A 14,594-nucleotide genomic window follows, 5' to 3' on the forward strand; every position below is an offset into this window, starting at 1 on the left:
AATTGCCGGGCGGTACGGGCACAACGTGCCGCCCGCCGCGCGGTATTCCCCGTGCCGGCAAGCTCCTTGTCATCCCGACCATGGCGCATTCGCCTGCATGCGAATACGCTCTATTTCACAAGGCTGCGTGGCACAAAGCGCAACGGAAGCCGGGCGGCCAGTGCGTCTACCAGATTGGGAGGCTCATGCCGATGCCCAGAGACGGAAACCGGCGGTTGCGCCGGCGCGCGACGGCCCGCATGGGGGCAGCAGTGACGCTGGCACTGGGCGCCACACTGCTGGCCGGCTGCGGCTCCGGGGAGGGGCCTCCCACGCTGACCTGGTATATCAATCCCGACGACGGCGGGCAGGCTGCCATCGCGCAGCTGTGCACCGAGCAGGCGGGCGGCGAGTACCGAATCGAAACCTCGCTGCTGCCCAATGAAGCCGCGTCGCAGCGCGAGCAGCTTGCCCGGCGCCTGGCAGCCGGCGATGCGTCGCTGGACATCATGAGTTTGGACCCGCCGTTCATCCCGGAGCTGGCCGAACCAGGATTCCTGGCTCCGGTCCCGGACGACGTGGCCCAGCGCACCACGCAGAATGTCGTGGAGGGCGCGCTCGCGGGGGCAACGTGGAAAGACCGGCTGGTCGCCGTCCCGTTCTGGGCCAACACGCAACTGCTGTGGTACCGGAAGTCCGTGGCCGAGGCAGCGGGCCTGGACATGACGCAGCCGGTCACCTGGCAGCAGCTGATGGATGCCGCGGCCGAGCAGGAAAAATTCTTGGGCGTCCAGGGCCAGCGCGGAGAGTCCATGACCGTCTGGCTGAACGCGTTGGTCGAATCGGCCGGCGGCCAGATTCTGGAGAACCCCGAGGCGGACGCCGACCAGATTCAACTGGGTCTGGCCAGCGAACCCGGTACCGAAGCGGCAGAGGTCATCTCCACCATCGGCAGGGAGGGCCTGGGCGGCCCGGGCCTGCCGACCCAGGACGAGAACAATTCCATGATCCTGTTCCAGGGCGACGAGGGCTCGTTCATGGTCAACTGGCCGTTCGTCTGGCCGGCGACGAACACCGCCGCGGAAGACGGCACGGTGGATGCCTCGCTGATCGAGGACATCGGCTGGACGCTCTACCCGCAGATGAACGAAACCGACCCCGCCGCTCCGCCGCTCGGCGGCATCAACCTGGGTGTCGGGGCGGCCAGCGAGCACCCGGATTTGGCCTACGCGGCCATCGAATGCATCGTCGCCCCGGAGAACCAGGCCGAGTATTTCATCACCAACGGCAATCCGCCCTCGAATACCGAGGCGTACGAGGATCCCCGGATTGAGGAAGCCTTCCCGATGGCCGACACCATCCGGGAGTCGCTGGAACTGTCCGCACCTCGGCCGCAAACCGTGTTCTACAACGAAGTGTCCACCAGCCTGCAGCAGAATTTCGCCCCGCCGTCCCAAGTGGATCCGGCGACTACGCCGCAGGAGACTTCCGACTTCATCGTCTCCGTCTTACGGGGGGAGAACCTGCTGTGAGCACCTCGACCGAAATTCCAACCCTGCCGAACGGCCGGACGGGACGCGACGGCCGACACCGGGCAACCCAACAGTACAGCGACCGGGCCAAGGCAGAGCGGCGGCTCGGCTGGCTGCTGGCCGGCCCTGCGTTCGTCATGATGCTGGCCGTGACCGCCTACCCGATCCTGCAGGCATTGTTCGACTCGCTCTTCAGCTACCGGCTCACAGCCCCCGACGAACGCGAGTTCCTCGGGCTGGGCAACTACGGGGTGATCCTCACCGATATCGTGTGGTGGCGGGACCTGGGCGTGACGCTGCTGATCACGGTGGTGACCGTCGTCGTCGAACTCATCCTGGGCTTCGCCCTGGCGTTGGTCATGCACAAGGCGCTCAAGGCGGTGCGCGGCTGGCTGCGGACCGCGATCCTGGTCCCGTACGGCATCATCACCGTGGTCTCCGCGTTTGCCTGGTTCTACATGTTCGACATCAACTCCGGCTTCGTGAACGCCTGGTTCAACTGGGTGCCCGGGATCGATGAGGACCTCAACTGGTTCGCCGGCACCTGGACCTCGCTGGCCGTGATCATGGCCAGCGAAATCTGGAAAACCACCCCGTTCATCTCGCTGCTGCTGCTGGCCGGCCTGGCCCAGGTCCCCGACGAATTGACCGAGGCGGCCGAGGTTGACGGCGCTACCTGGTGGCAGCGGATGCGCCGGGTGGTCCTGCCGAACATGAAGGCCGCGATCATGGTGGCCGTGCTCTTCCGGGCGCTGGACGCGTTCCGCATCTTCGACAACGTGTTCATCATGACCAACGGTGCGTTCAACACCGAGGTGCTCTCGCTGCTGGCCTACCGCACGTCCATCGGGCGGCTGGAGATCGGGCTTGGCTCGGCCGTTTCCGTGCTGCTCTTCGTGTGCGTACTGCTGATCTGTTTCATTGCCGTCAAGCTGTTCAAGGTCGACCTTGCCGGCCAGAGAGGAGGCAAGTGATGCGAGCGTCGCGGACCAAGGAGCGGGTTACGTGGACCATCATCTCCGTGCTGGTGGTGCTGTATGCCCTGTTCCCGGTGGCCTCCATCCTGGCCACATCGTTCAAGCTGCCCAGTGACCTGACGTCCGGCAAGTTCCTCCCCGGCACGTGGACGGGCGCCAATTATGAACAGATCCTGGTCGGCTCGGCGCAGGGGCTGTTCCTCAGCTCCCTGTGGAATTCGATCGGCATCGCGCTGATCGCGACTTTCATCGCCGTCGTGTTGGCCACGCTGTGCGCCTACGCGATTGCACGGCTGGATTTCCCCGGCAAGAAGGTCATCCTGACCACCGCGCTGGCAGTGTCCATCTTCCCGGTCATCTCCATCGTCACCCCGCTGTTCAACGTCTGGCGGACCATCGGCCTCTATGACACCTGGCCCGGGCTGATCATTCCCTACCTCTCCCTGACCCTGCCCATCTCCATCTGGACCCTGGCCGCCTTTTTCCGCCAGATTCCGTGGGAACTGGAACAGGCCGCGCAGGTTGACGGGGCCACCACCTGGCAAGCATTCCGCAAGGCCATCGTGCCGCTGGCCGCACCGGGTGTCTTCACGACGGCGATCATCGCCTTCTTCATCGCGTGGAACGACTTCGTCTACGGCATCTCGCTGACGTCCACCGAAGCGGCGCGGCCGGTTCCCGCGGCACTGGCGTTTTTCACCGGCGCCTCCCAGTTCGAGTCCCCCGTCGGGGCGATCTCGGCGGCGGCCATCATCGTCACCATCCCCATTGTGCTGCTGGTCCTGCTGTTCCAGCGCCAAATCGTCTCCGGCCTGACCCAAGGCGCCGTCAAGGGCTAAGCCCGCGGCAGGAAAGGACCTCCCATGGCATCGATCACGCTGCAGAACCTCGTCAAGGAATACGGCGACGGTTTCGCCGCCGTCAACGACGTCAGCATCGACATCGCCGACGGCGAATTCATCATCCTCGTGGGCCCGTCCGGCTGCGGCAAGTCAACCCTGCTGCGCATGATCGTTGGGCTCGAGGACATCACCTCCGGCGACCTGTTAATCGACGGCGAGCGGGTCAACGAGAAGGCCCCCCGGGACCGGAACCTGGCCATGGTGTTCCAGAATTATGCCCTCTACCCGCACCTGACAGTGTTCGAGAACATCGCGTTTCCGCTGCGCCTGGCCAAGGGTAAGTTCACCGAGGACGACATCCGGAAGCGCGTCACCGGTGCCGCGAAGACCTTGGAACTGACCGACCATCTGGAGCGCAAGCCGGGGAACCTGTCCGGCGGCCAGCGGCAGCGCGTTGCCATGGGCCGGGCTATCGTGCGCCAGGCCGATGCCTTCCTCTTCGACGAGCCGCTGTCCAACCTGGACGCGAAGCTGCGGGGCCAGATGCGTTCCGAAATCTCGCAGATGCAGCGGCGGCTGGGAGTCACCAGCGTCTACGTCACGCACGACCAGACCGAGGCGATGACCCTTGGCGACCGGGTAGCGGTGCTGAAAAAGGGCTTGTTGCAGCAGATCGCTTCCCCGCGGGAACTTTATGAGCAGCCCGTCAACCTGTTCGTGGCAGGCTTCATCGGATCGCCGTCCATGAACTTCCTGCCGGCCACCTTGGAGGGAAGCGTCCTGAAGACGCCGATCGGCGACATCCCCGTGGCCGGTGACAGGGCCAGGGCGGCCGAAGGCAGGAGGGTCGTGCTCGCGGGTCTTCGGCCCGAGTTCTTTGAGGACGCCTCGCTGGTGGAAGAACACAAGAAGGACCAGGGATCCACGTTCATGGCCGAACTGACCCACACCGAGTGGCTGGGGAACGAGCAGTACGGCTACATCAACTTCGATCCGGATCCCGCCGTGCGGGAGCTGCTGAATTCGCTGGCCAGCGACATGGACGCCGAGGAACTGCGGCCGCAGATCGTGGTCACGCTGGATGCCGCCAGCCGGATTCGCGGCGGACGCTCCGCCGAACTCTGGCTGGACACGCGAAAGATGCATCTGTTCGACCCCGAGACCGGTGAAAACCTGACCCGTGATGCCTCGGCCGGCGCGGCGCTGACGGAGGAGGCCAACCGTGCCCGGGCAGAGGAAATTGCCGAGGCCCGCGAACGTGAAGCCTCCGCGGCCGGCCAGCCGGCCTGAATTCCGGACTGCCGCCGAACTGGGGTAAACTCGGTTCCGTTGTTGACTGGATCCGCCTGCACGGCGGATCCTGTGCGGGCGTAGCTCAATGGTAGAGCGCTAGCTTCCCAAGCTCGATACGCGGGTTCGATTCCCGTCGCCCGCTCCACTCGCACTGCGCACCCCGGCCTTCGGACCGGGGTGCCTTTCTTTGTCCTATTGGCGGCAGGAAGCGGCCGCAACTACTCGTCGTCGTCCGGCACGAAGCCCGCACGGTCGATGGCCCGGTGATAGTGCATGCCCGCGGCGCCGCCCAGAAGCGATCCGGCGAGGCTCGCCAGCAGCACTACAGCCAAGGCAATCAGGCCCGGCATCGCCAGCTGCTCGACGGGGCGGTCGATCACCGGCGCCGGTCCCGTCAGCATGCCAAGTCCGCCGACCGACAGCCCGGCCACCGCCGCGATGACCGCCACCACCAGGCCCCATAGCCACACCGCGAAGCCCTGCCGGACGCCGTCAAACCGTGCCATCCGTCCCGCCACGTAACCCCCGCAGAAATAGGCGATCAGGATGATGGCCCCCAGCGCCGCCCCGGCGATCCCGGCGGCCTGCCCGTCGCCGGCGGTGATGCTGTCCAGCAAGCCGCGCACTTCCGTATTGTTGGCGACGCCGATAGCCCCGGCAACACCGGTGGCGACCGCCGTGAGCAACACGATCATGGCGGTGGCGGTCAGCCAGCCGAAAAACGCGGATCCCAGCCGCAGCCCGCCGTAGGCATTGTGCTGCCGCTGGTACAGCACTTCCTCGTCGAGGGTTGCTTCCGGGCGGTAGGCGCTGGTGTCCCGGTAGCTCCGTTCGGCGTAGATGCCATCATCCGGGCTGCCGCCGACGGCATCCGGGTCCATGTCGTCCGCCGTGGCCTGGCGGCCGAAGACGGCCGTTTCCGGCTGGTCGCTGCGCGTGCGGTCCTGGCTTGCCACGGGCATCGCCTCGGTCGGCAGAGGTTCCGCCGGCGCGGGCTCCGTTCCAACGTCCCGCGGTTCCCGGGCAGTTGCCGGAACATCGCCTCCCGGCCGCACGCCGCCGTCGTCGCGCCTGCTGCTGCCGATTTCCGAACTCATCGCATGCCTCCTGCTTCGATCGCTCTCGCTCAGCAGGTTGTTGCCCCCTGTGGCTCCACCCTAGACCTGCACCCGCCGGCGGACCAGATCGGGAACCCCTTTCATGGGCGGCCGGGGTGGAGACTAAACTGGTAGGCGATGATGCGCAAAATGTTCAAGTCCAAAATCCACCGCGCGACGGTCACGCATGCGGATCTGCATTACGTCGGGTCCGTGACCGTGGACCTCGATCTGCTGGACGCCGCCGACATCCTCCCCGGCGAGCTGGTTTCCATTGTGGACGTCACGAACGGCGCCCGGCTGGAGACGTACGCCATCGCCGGCGAACGCGGCTCGGGCGTGCTTGGCATCAACGGTGCGGCCGCGCACCTGATGCACGAAGGCGATCTCGTCATCCTGATCACCTACGCCGACATGACCGATGACGAGGCCAGGTCCTTCGTGCCCTCCGTGGTGCATGTGGACGCGGGCAACAGGATCGTAGAGCTGGGCTCGGATCCGGCGGAGTCCGTGGACGACGGGCTGATGCGCCCGCCGTTCGCGGTTCAGCAGTAGTCCCTGAGCTCAGCGCCGGTGGAACTGCCGGTGCAGCTCGCGGACCTCGTCCGCAAGCTCGTCGGACGGCCCGCCGACCGGGATTCCCGGTGCCACCACATGAATCGGCAACGCGGCCACTGGGGCCGGCGCTATGCCCCACCCCGCCAGCCACCGGCCCAGCTGATCCGATGACACAGCGTAGATAATCCGTCCCAGGCCCACCCACGCGTGCGCTGCCGAACACATCGGACAGTGCTCGCCCGAGGTGTAGACGGTCGCCGCGCGGCGTTCCTCGGGTGGGAGGTTCCGGGCGGCCCAACGGGCAATCTCGAACTCCGGATGCCGGGTATGGTCGCCGTCCTTGACCCGGTTGCGGTCCTCGAACAGCACGTCGCCGCCGGCATCGACCAGCACCGAGCCGAACGGCTCATCGCCGTCGTCCAACGCTTCGCGGGCCAGTTCGACGCAGCGCCGCAAATGCCTAAGGTCCTCCGCTGCCGGTTCCATGAGCCGATTATGGCAGAGCGGCACAATTGCCGGCATGTAACGCAGCCCACGCTGGACCGGGGAACCGCGCCGCCAACAGGTAACGCGCCCTGCCAGCAGGTAACGTAGTGCGGGTGGGAAATTCGACAGTGCTCAGGACCGTAGCCACGTGGCTGCTGTGCCTGATGCTTGCCGTGGCCGCTGCTGCCTTGACGATCATGCTGGTCAATGCGTTCGTGTTCAGCCCGCAGCACCAGGTGAAGGCGTACTTCAAGGCGCTGGAAGACGGCGATGGCGGTGCGGCGCTGGGTTTGCTCCACGCAACCGTGCCGGACGCCAACGCCGCCATGCTCGACGGCGCCGCGCTCAAGTCCTCGGTAGAGGATCTCGAAGACCTGGAAATCGGCGATCCGGTGCCGGCGGGCGAGAACAAGGTGGACCTGCCCGTCCATTACACGGTTGGCGGTGACGCGCACACCTCGACGTTCGCCTTGGAGAAGACCGGCACGACGTGGCTCTTTTTCAACCAGTGGTCCTTCGTACCCAGCACCCTTCCCACCATCAGCGTGGACGTGATCAACGAGAACGAAGCCTCGCTCAACGGCACCCGGGTGGCCCTGCCGGAAGGCAAGAATTCCTTTGCGGTGTTCTATCCCGGAACCTTCGAGGCCCACTACGCCAGCGACTACTTCGCCGCCCCGGTCGTCGAGTCCGTGCTGACCGGCCCGCAAAACGCACAGGACGCCCGGCTTTCGCTGGCGACGGCAGCCACGCCCAAGCTCGTTCAGGACCTGGGCGCCCAGGTCAACGCCTTCCTTGACTCGTGCGCGGAGCAGCGCGTGCTGCAGCCCTCCGGCTGCCCGTTCAGCGCAGCGATGGACCGCGTCCAGGACAGCACCATCAACTGGTCGATCGTGAAGTATCCGGACGTCAAGATAGAGCCGTTCAAGGGCAATTGGGTCCTCAGCCCGCTGACCGGCGTCGCCAAGCTGAACGTCGTGGAGATCGATTTGTTCACCGGCGCCGCGGTCGAGCGGGAAATCGAGCAGGAGTTCGGCTTCACCGGCCGGCTGTCCGTCAATGACGGCAATGTCACCCTGACCCCCGTCGTGGAGTACTGAGTCCGCTCCACCTGAGATGCCGGAGGCGGACAGGCTGGTCCTGTCCGCCTCCGGCGTTGGCAGTCCTGCCGTGCGGCCCGCCTAGTTCAGCCCGCGCAGGTCCAGGGTCATCTCGCCGGTTCCGGAGCCAATGACCACGGGGATGCCCCAGTCCTGCTGGTACAGGTGGCAGGCGGCATGGTCCGGGATCTCGCCGCCGGGTTCGCCGTCGCAGGCCGCCGCCCGTGCGGTGATGTGCAGGACGCCCTCGCCGACCTCGTCGGACAGCACCAGTTCGCGCACCAGCCCCACGGAGGTGCCGGCCCCGGAAACCAGCAGGTTCTCCGGTGAAGAAGAGATTTTCAGCTGGGTCGGGTCTCCCCAGCGGTCATCCAGCTTCTGGCCGGAGGGGGCGGCGAAGCGGACGGTCAGCGCCAGCGGCCCGGCCGAGACCTCGGTCTTGGGCCGCTGCGTCTGGGAGGCCCCCTCGTCCACCTTCAGCGCTTCCTTGGGGAGGGGAAGCCGGACGAGCTGATGCTTGTTCGCTTCGACCACCAGCAGCAGCGGCTCGCCGCCGCCGGCCACTGCAGAGGTGTCCAAGAGGACGTCGGACGGCTCGGCCAGGCCGCGCGCCAGGGTGGAGACGGTCCCGCTGCCCGGGTCGTAACGGCGTACCGCCCCGTTGTAGGTATCCGCCACGGCCACCGAGCCGTCCGGCAGGACGGCCACGCCCAACGGATGCTGCAGCCGTGCCTCGGCTGCCTCCCCGTCGCGGAATCCGAAGTCGAATAGGCCGGTGCCGACGGCGGTGGAAACGTGCGCGCGGTGCCCGCCCTTGACCTCCACGAAGGAGATCTTGCGCAGGGCGGACGTTTCCGAGTCGGCAACCCAAATCGCGCCTGCCGCGTCCTCGGCCAAGCCGGACGACTGGGCGAACCAGGCCGCGGCGGCCTCGCCGTCCTGCAGGCCTTCCAGCCCGGTACCGGCAAGGATGTCGACCGCACCGGAGGACGGATCAAAGGTGAAAATCTGGTGCACGCCGGCCATGGCGATCACCACGGCCTCCAGGCGGGTGGACCACAGCACGTCCCACGGCGAACTGAGCGAGACGGCCAGCGGGTCGGCGGGAAGCTGCTCCCGGCCAGATGCGATGGCTTCTGCCAGCTCCTCCCCCAGCCCTTCCCCGGAAGCCGCTTCGTCGGCCACGGATCCGGGACCGGCTTCGGCGAGCCCGGGGGCGGTGCGCTGGGAGTCGGCATCGAGCAGCCGCTGCACTCCGCTGCCGGCGACCGTGGTCACCTCGCCGGTGGCCAGGGACAGGCCGCGGAGGCGGTGGTTCACGGAATCCGCAACAACGACGTCGTAGCCCGCCTTTTCGCGGATCCCTTCCGGAAGCAGGGCCACTCCCTGGGGCTCGTTGAACTGCGCAGCGTCGGCCGGCCCGTCCTGCCAGCCCTTCGTTCCCGAACCGTAGGTCTTGAGCACTGTCGACAGGTCCGCGGCAAGTTCCACCAGCCGGTGGTGACCGGTGTCGCTGACCAGGAAGGACCCGCCGGCGGAGCCGACGCCGTCCGGCAGCGGAATGACCTTGCCCGGGAAGCGCAGGTCGCCTGCGGTGGTTTCCGCCGGCACGTACGGCCCGTCGCCGCGGTGCAGCGTGCCCTTGGCTTCATGTTCGGCCACCAGTTCCTCCACCAGCGACGCCAAGCCGCCGGAGTGGCCTTCGCCGGACAGGTGCGCCACGATGTAGCCCTCGGGGTCCACGACCACCAGCGTCGGCCAGGCCCGGGCGGCATAGGCCTGCCAGGTGTCCAGTTCCGGATCGTCGAGCACCGGGTGGTGGATTTCGTACCGCTCCACGGCGGCGGCCAGCGCCACGGGGTCGGCCTCGTGCTCGAACTTCGGGGAGTGCACGCCAACGGTGACCAGCACGTCCTTGTACTTTTCCTCCAACGGCCTCAGTTCGTCCAGCACGTGCAGGCAGTTGATGCAGCAGAAGGTCCAGAAGTCCAACAGCACGATCTTGCCCCGCAGGTCTTCCAACCCCAGCTGCTTGCCGCCGGTATTGAGCCAGTTGCGGCCCACCAGGTCGGAGGCGCGGACCCGGTAGTCGCTGCGGATGGTGTCGGCTGCCTCAGTCATCTGGTTTCTCCTTGTGCCCGGCCGGCGTCATCCGGTTCCGGAACGGGCGGCTGCCCGGTGGTGGTTGTCGGAAGTTCATGGTCGCCGGAGTCCGTGCCGGGCCCGGCGGCAGGCCTTGCTGCCCCCGGCGGGACCACGCGTGCGTCCTGCCGGGCCATCTTGGCAAACATATCGTTATAAGCCGCCAGTTCGGCGTCGTTATTCCTCTCGGCCGAACGATCTTTACGCTTTGTTTCCCGCGCGTCGGACCGCGACCAGGCAATTGCCACTCCGATGGCGATGCAGAGGGTGGGTATTTCCCCGATGCCCCACATGATGGCCCCGCCGAGTTGCTGGTCGTCCATGGCCGACAGGCCCCACTCCCGTCCCATGCTGCCGAACCAGGAGGCCTGGATCAGGGCCGTGGAACTGGTGAGGGCGACGCCGAAGAAAGCGTGGAAGGCCATCGTCGCGAACAGCAGCAACAGCCGCAACGGATAGGGCGCGCGCCGCGGCAGCGGATCCTGGCCGATCATCGAAAGGATGAACAGGTAGCCGGTGAGCAGGAAGTGCAGGTTCATCAGCTCGTGCCCCACGTGCTCGCGCAGGGCGAAGCCGAACAGCGGCGAGTAGTAGAAGATGATGATCGAGCCGGCGAAGTTCGCTGCCGTGAAGAGCGGATGGGTGATGACCGCGGAATACTTCGAATGCACCAGCCAGAGGATCCATTCGCGCAGGCCCTTGCTGCCGTCGCGGCGCGGCGGCAGCGCCTTCAGCGCCAGGGTGACCGGCGAGCCCAGCACGAGGAACAGCGGCACCACCATGGTCAGGGCCATGTGGTCCAGCATGTGCGCGCTGAACAGCACCATCCCGTAGACTGCCGGCGCCCCCGACGTGACATAGGTGAGCGCCAGCAGGCCGACAATCCAGCTGATGGTCCGCGCCACCGGCCAGCCGTCGCCGCGCCGGCGCAGCCTGGCGGCTGCCACCAGGTAGGCGATGCCGGTGACCAAGGCGAACGTCACCCACAGCCAGTCCCACCGCCAGACGGTCAGCCAACTGCTCCCGACCAGTTCCGGTGGCAGCTCGTAACCGGTCAGGATGCGTGCCGGGGACGCGTCCAGCGGCAGTTCCTCGGGCGTGGGCGGCGCGGTGCGGGCCAGCGCCGTGGCCACGCCGAAGACCGCCGCCATGATGAGGAGTTCCACGGTGATCAGCTGCCAGAGGACGCGCTTGCCGGACATCGTTCCGAGTTCGGGGATGATCCACTGCCGGTGCATGAAGCCGATTGCCCCCAGCAGCAGCGTGGCGAGGGCTTTGATCACCACGAGCACCCCATACGGGCTGGAGAGCTGGTCCAGCGAGGTGATTCGAATGGACGCGTTGATGATGCCGGAGAAGAAAACCAGGCCGAAGCTGATCAGCGCCAGCGATGAGTAGCGGCGCAGCACCTGCCCGGTGATGTCCTTGGTGCCCAGCGTCCCGGAGATGACCGCGAGCACGATGATTCCGCCCACCCAGAGGCAGGCACCCAGCAGGTGCAGTCCGATGGAGTTCACGGCCCCGTAGTGGTCGTCGCCGCCGGCCGAGTGCCCGATCAGGGCCATCGGCAGCAGCCCGCCGATGGTTGCCAGCACCAGGGTGGCTCCCAGCCCGGGGAGGGAGCGGAGTCCGAAGATCAGCGTGGCCACGACGGCGGCCACGATGGTGATGGACAGCCAGGCCTGACCGGTCCCGATGTCCGTCATGAAGCCGATGAATCCGGCGGTGTAACTGGCGTCCCCGCTCACCGGCAGCCCGGCGACGTCGGAGAAACTGAAGACCAGCACGGCCATGGCAGCCAGTGTCCAGACGACGGCGGCGGCCGCGGCCAGCCGCAGCGCGGCCGTGAAGGCGGGATGCTCGGGGCCCTCGTCGCCGTTGTCCGGCCTGCGGCCGGGACGCAACTGCTTGGGCAGGATTCCGACGGCGAAGAGCAGCGCGGCGATGACTGTGGCCAGGGCGGTGTTGTTGGCGGCCTTGGCCACCGGCAGCGCCCATCGGGTCAAGGCGCCGGGGTCGGAGAGTTGGCGGGTAGCGGCCGCCCCGGAGTAGAGCAGGGCGGCTGCCAGCGCCAGGACGAGGACAACCGCACCGGCCAGGACCCATCCCCTGCCGATCCCGTCGGCAGTGATGGCCGCAGGACGCCGGTCACCTGCAGGGGTCAGCCGCTCAGCCACGACCGCCAGCGCCTCCGCCCCGCTTGCTCATCACGAAGGCGGCCAGCCCGGCGAGGATGGCCAGCGTGCCGGCGCCCAACGCGAGAAACAGTCCGCCGCTGCCGGCCCCGTCCTCCTCCCCGGCCGCCTCGGCGGTGTTGCCGGATCCGCCGGCCGCGGACGCGGATGCCGCGGGCGAGGCCGTGCCGCCGGCCGCAAGGGAGAATTTCGTGGTTCCTTCGATCGGATGGCCGTCGCTGGAGACGACCCGCCAGCCCAGCTGGTAGTCGCCGTCGGGCATGCCGTCCTGCAGGGGAATGGTGACCTCGCGGCCGCCGAGCACCGGTGCGCCGGCGGCCCAGTCGGTGCCGGCGGTGTCCAGGACCTGGGTGGTGGTGCCGATATCCATCACATTCGCGCTGAACTCCAGCACGATGCTCTCGGGCTGGACGTCGAGGACGGCGCCGTTTTCCGGGGTGGATCCGATCAGTTCGTCGTGGGCCGACGCCGGACGTGCCAGCGTCAACGCCGCCGACAGCCACAGCAGCATGGCCACCAAGGCGGCCACGAGCAGCCGGCGCAGGGCAGCCTGCCGGGCAGTGTGTCGGGCGTCCTCGCGGCGCTGCCTGGCGGCCGAAGACCCTGAGGCGGCAACGCGGACGGGTGCAGGGGTGGTCGTATGGGGGTTCATCACGTTCTTTCGTCGGGGGATGCGCAGGTGCGCCGGTCAGAAAGCGTGATGCAGGGGTGGTCCCCGGTGGCGCAGGGAAAGCAGCGGCACTCCAAGCGCGGCGAGTGTGCGGACAACCCGTGCCCCGGGGACGGCGAGCCTGGCCCGCGGTACCGGATGCCAGCTGCACAGCCGGCACGGAATTGCCAGCGACATGGTTCCGGCCAGGGCCGCGGCCGCTTGCTCACCGCGGCGCAGCAACACGACCGTTGCAACGGCTGCGGCAAGGTGGGCTGCCAGCATCGCCGGATCCTCGGCTGCAGCCGGCGGGGCAGGTACGGCCGCCACCCATTCGCCGGGAGGCAAGGAGATGCCGTGTCCGGCATGGGCTCCGGCGCCCGGGGTAATTCCCGCAGGGGCCCCGTGGCCCATCTGGAAGAGCAGGTGGTAGATGGCCTGGCTGCCCCCCACCGCGGCCAACAGTCGCGGCCAGGACAGGGACTTGCCGGCCAGGCCCACGCAAACGAGCCCGGACAGGGCGAGGGACAGCGTCCAGACGGCCAGGGCCGGCGCATGTCCTCCACCGGCAAGGTGCGACAGCGCAGCCGCGGAGGTGGCCACGGCAGCGCCGAGCCAGCCGCGCAGCAGTCGCGCTTCCCGCTGGACCATGCCCTGAGTCCTCCGTCCCGATGCTTCCGGGCGTGCTCATGGCGCACGCCCCGCCCGGCTATTTTACCGCCGGTAGAAGTCAAGGCGTTAAAGAGCAGGACCGCCACCGGTTGCCGGTGACGGTCCTGCGGAAGTCTGGTGGGAAAACTACTTCTTGGCGACAGCAGCCTTCAGCTTGGAACCAGCGGTCAGCTTCACGCTGTGGCCTGCCGGAATCTGGATGGATTCGCCGGTCTGCGGGTTGCGGCCGGTGCGGGCCGCGCGGTCGGTGCGCTCGACGGCGAGCCAGCCCGGGATGGTGATCTTCTCGCCCTTGGCGACGGAGTTTGCGAAGATGTCGAACACTGCGTCCAGAACACCGTTCACTGCGGTCTGGCTGGTGCCGGCCTTCTCTGCAACAGCTGCAACAAGTTCACTGCGATTGATAGCCAATTTTTGTCCTCCTGGACTGCTTCGGTTTGGTCAGAGCCTCCGCAGGCTGCGGAAAAGCTACTGAGCGAAAACTTACCAGCTTGGCCGCCCGGATCCGGCAAAATCCGCGGAATCTGGCGGAATTTTTAGCGAAATACCCTCATTTTGGGCCGATTTCGCCCGGCGGGGTCCGCTTTTTGCGCCGAGAGCATATGATGGGCCGTTTCCGCGCGTCCCCGGCCGCCCGGTCCCGCGTGGCACCGCCGTCGTTCTTCCCGCCGCCTGCCCGATGCATCCCGGACATGGCAAAGGGCGGCGGTCCCGAATGGACCGCCGCCCTTTGAAGCAGCTTCACCAGGAAGCCAGCCGGATTCCTACCAGCTGGACTTCTTGATGCCCGGCAGTTCGCCGTTGTGCGCCATGGTACGGAAACGCACGCGCGAGATTCCGAACTTCTGGAGCGTGCCGCGGGGACGGCCGTCGATCTGGTCACGGTTGCGGACGCGGACCGGGGACGCGTTGCGGGGCAGCTTCTGCAGGCCCAGCCGGGCCTCTTCGCGGGCCTCGTCGGTCGCGTTGACGTCGACCAGGGTCTTCTTCAGCTCGGCACGCTTCGCGGCGTAACGCTCGACAACGACCTTGCGCTGCTCGTTGCGAGCAATCTTGGACTTCTTGGCCATGT

The 14,594-nt window shown here is 67.3% G+C and carries 14 protein-coding genes and 1 tRNA gene; 7 read left to right on the forward strand and 8 right to left on the reverse strand.

Annotated elements, in window-relative coordinates; translation table 11 throughout:
• The first annotated feature begins 191 nt into the window (after positions 1-191).
• The 5 genes from AC5RVD_RS01075 to AC5RVD_RS01095 all read left to right on the forward strand — a co-directional run bounded on the left by AC5RVD_RS01075 (position 192) and on the right by AC5RVD_RS01095 (position 4,768).
• Positions 192-1,511: an extracellular solute-binding protein gene (locus AC5RVD_RS01075; RefSeq protein ID WP_494125670.1), complete on the forward strand. Its 1,320-nt coding sequence runs from the start codon at positions 192-194 to the stop codon at positions 1,509-1,511.
• Between the two features lie 23 nt (positions 1,512-1,534).
• Positions 1,535-2,485: a carbohydrate ABC transporter permease gene (locus AC5RVD_RS01080; protein WP_494112862.1), complete on the forward strand. Its 951-nt coding sequence runs from the start codon at positions 1,535-1,537 to the stop codon at positions 2,483-2,485.
• The gene (locus AC5RVD_RS01085; protein WP_494112835.1) at positions 2,485-3,327 is read left to right on the forward strand and encodes a carbohydrate ABC transporter permease; all 843 of its coding nucleotides are present in this window, start codon (positions 2,485-2,487) and stop codon (positions 3,325-3,327) included. Before AC5RVD_RS01080 ends, AC5RVD_RS01085 begins: the two co-directional genes overlap by 1 nt.
• 24 nt (positions 3,328-3,351) lie before the next feature.
• Positions 3,352-4,620, forward strand: a complete 1,269-nt coding sequence (locus tag AC5RVD_RS01090) for an ABC transporter ATP-binding protein (RefSeq protein ID WP_494112834.1) — start codon at positions 3,352-3,354, stop codon at positions 4,618-4,620.
• Positions 4,621-4,694: 74 nt separating this feature from the next.
• Positions 4,695-4,768: transfer RNA gene (locus AC5RVD_RS01095), tRNA-Gly, on the forward strand.
• Between the two features lie 73 nt (positions 4,769-4,841).
• Here AC5RVD_RS01095 and AC5RVD_RS01100 read toward each other — a convergent pair.
• Complete coding sequence (locus AC5RVD_RS01100) at positions 4,842-5,720, reverse strand: hypothetical protein (protein WP_494125671.1); 879 nt, start codon at positions 5,718-5,720, stop codon at positions 4,842-4,844.
• A gap of 138 nt (positions 5,721-5,858) precedes the next feature.
• On the opposite strand from AC5RVD_RS01100, the gene panD reads away from it, so the two are divergent.
• Positions 5,859-6,275, forward strand: coding sequence for an aspartate 1-decarboxylase (gene panD / locus AC5RVD_RS01105; RefSeq protein ID WP_494107479.1), 417 nt, complete (start codon positions 5,859-5,861; stop codon positions 6,273-6,275).
• Between the two features lie 9 nt (positions 6,276-6,284).
• On the opposite strand, the gene AC5RVD_RS01110 is transcribed toward panD, so the two are convergent.
• Complete coding sequence (locus AC5RVD_RS01110) at positions 6,285-6,764, reverse strand: nucleoside deaminase (RefSeq protein ID WP_494112832.1); 480 nt, start codon at positions 6,762-6,764, stop codon at positions 6,285-6,287.
• Between the two features lie 113 nt (positions 6,765-6,877).
• Here AC5RVD_RS01110 and AC5RVD_RS01115 point away from each other — a divergent pair, with 113 nt between their 5' ends.
• Positions 6,878-7,864 (forward strand): hypothetical protein, encoded by a 987-nt coding sequence (locus AC5RVD_RS01115; RefSeq protein WP_494125672.1) that lies wholly within the window; start codon positions 6,878-6,880, stop codon positions 7,862-7,864.
• 81 nt (positions 7,865-7,945) lie between these two features.
• Here the strand turns inward: AC5RVD_RS01115 and AC5RVD_RS01120 are convergent, their stop codons facing one another.
• The 6 genes from AC5RVD_RS01120 to rpsN all read right to left on the reverse strand — a co-directional run bounded on the left by AC5RVD_RS01120 (position 7,946) and on the right by rpsN (position 14,592).
• Complete coding sequence (locus tag AC5RVD_RS01120; RefSeq protein WP_494125673.1) at positions 7,946-9,985, reverse strand: NHL domain-containing thioredoxin family protein; 2,040 nt, start codon at positions 9,983-9,985, stop codon at positions 7,946-7,948.
• Positions 9,982-12,183, reverse strand: coding sequence for a bifunctional copper resistance protein CopD/cytochrome c oxidase assembly protein (locus AC5RVD_RS01125; protein WP_494125674.1), 2,202 nt, complete (start codon positions 12,181-12,183; stop codon positions 9,982-9,984). The genes AC5RVD_RS01120 and AC5RVD_RS01125 overlap by 4 nt, the downstream gene beginning before the upstream one ends.
• Complete coding sequence (locus AC5RVD_RS01130; RefSeq protein ID WP_494112828.1) at positions 12,176-12,853, reverse strand: copper resistance CopC family protein; 678 nt, start codon at positions 12,851-12,853, stop codon at positions 12,176-12,178. The genes AC5RVD_RS01125 and AC5RVD_RS01130 overlap by 8 nt, the downstream gene beginning before the upstream one ends.
• Before the next feature lie 36 nt (positions 12,854-12,889).
• Entirely contained in the window at positions 12,890-13,501 is a 612-nt protein-coding gene (locus tag AC5RVD_RS01135; protein WP_494112827.1) for a hypothetical protein, read from the reverse strand.
• 147 nt (positions 13,502-13,648) lie between these two features.
• Complete coding sequence (locus tag AC5RVD_RS01140; protein WP_494112826.1) at positions 13,649-13,933, reverse strand: HU family DNA-binding protein; 285 nt, start codon at positions 13,931-13,933, stop codon at positions 13,649-13,651.
• A gap of 353 nt (positions 13,934-14,286) precedes the next feature.
• Positions 14,287-14,592, reverse strand: a complete 306-nt coding sequence (gene rpsN / locus AC5RVD_RS01145) for a 30S ribosomal protein S14 (protein ID WP_493939214.1) — start codon at positions 14,590-14,592, stop codon at positions 14,287-14,289.
• Positions 14,593-14,594: the final 2 nt, after the last annotated feature.

This window comes from Arthrobacter sp. THG-b23, from assembly GCF_059091265.1.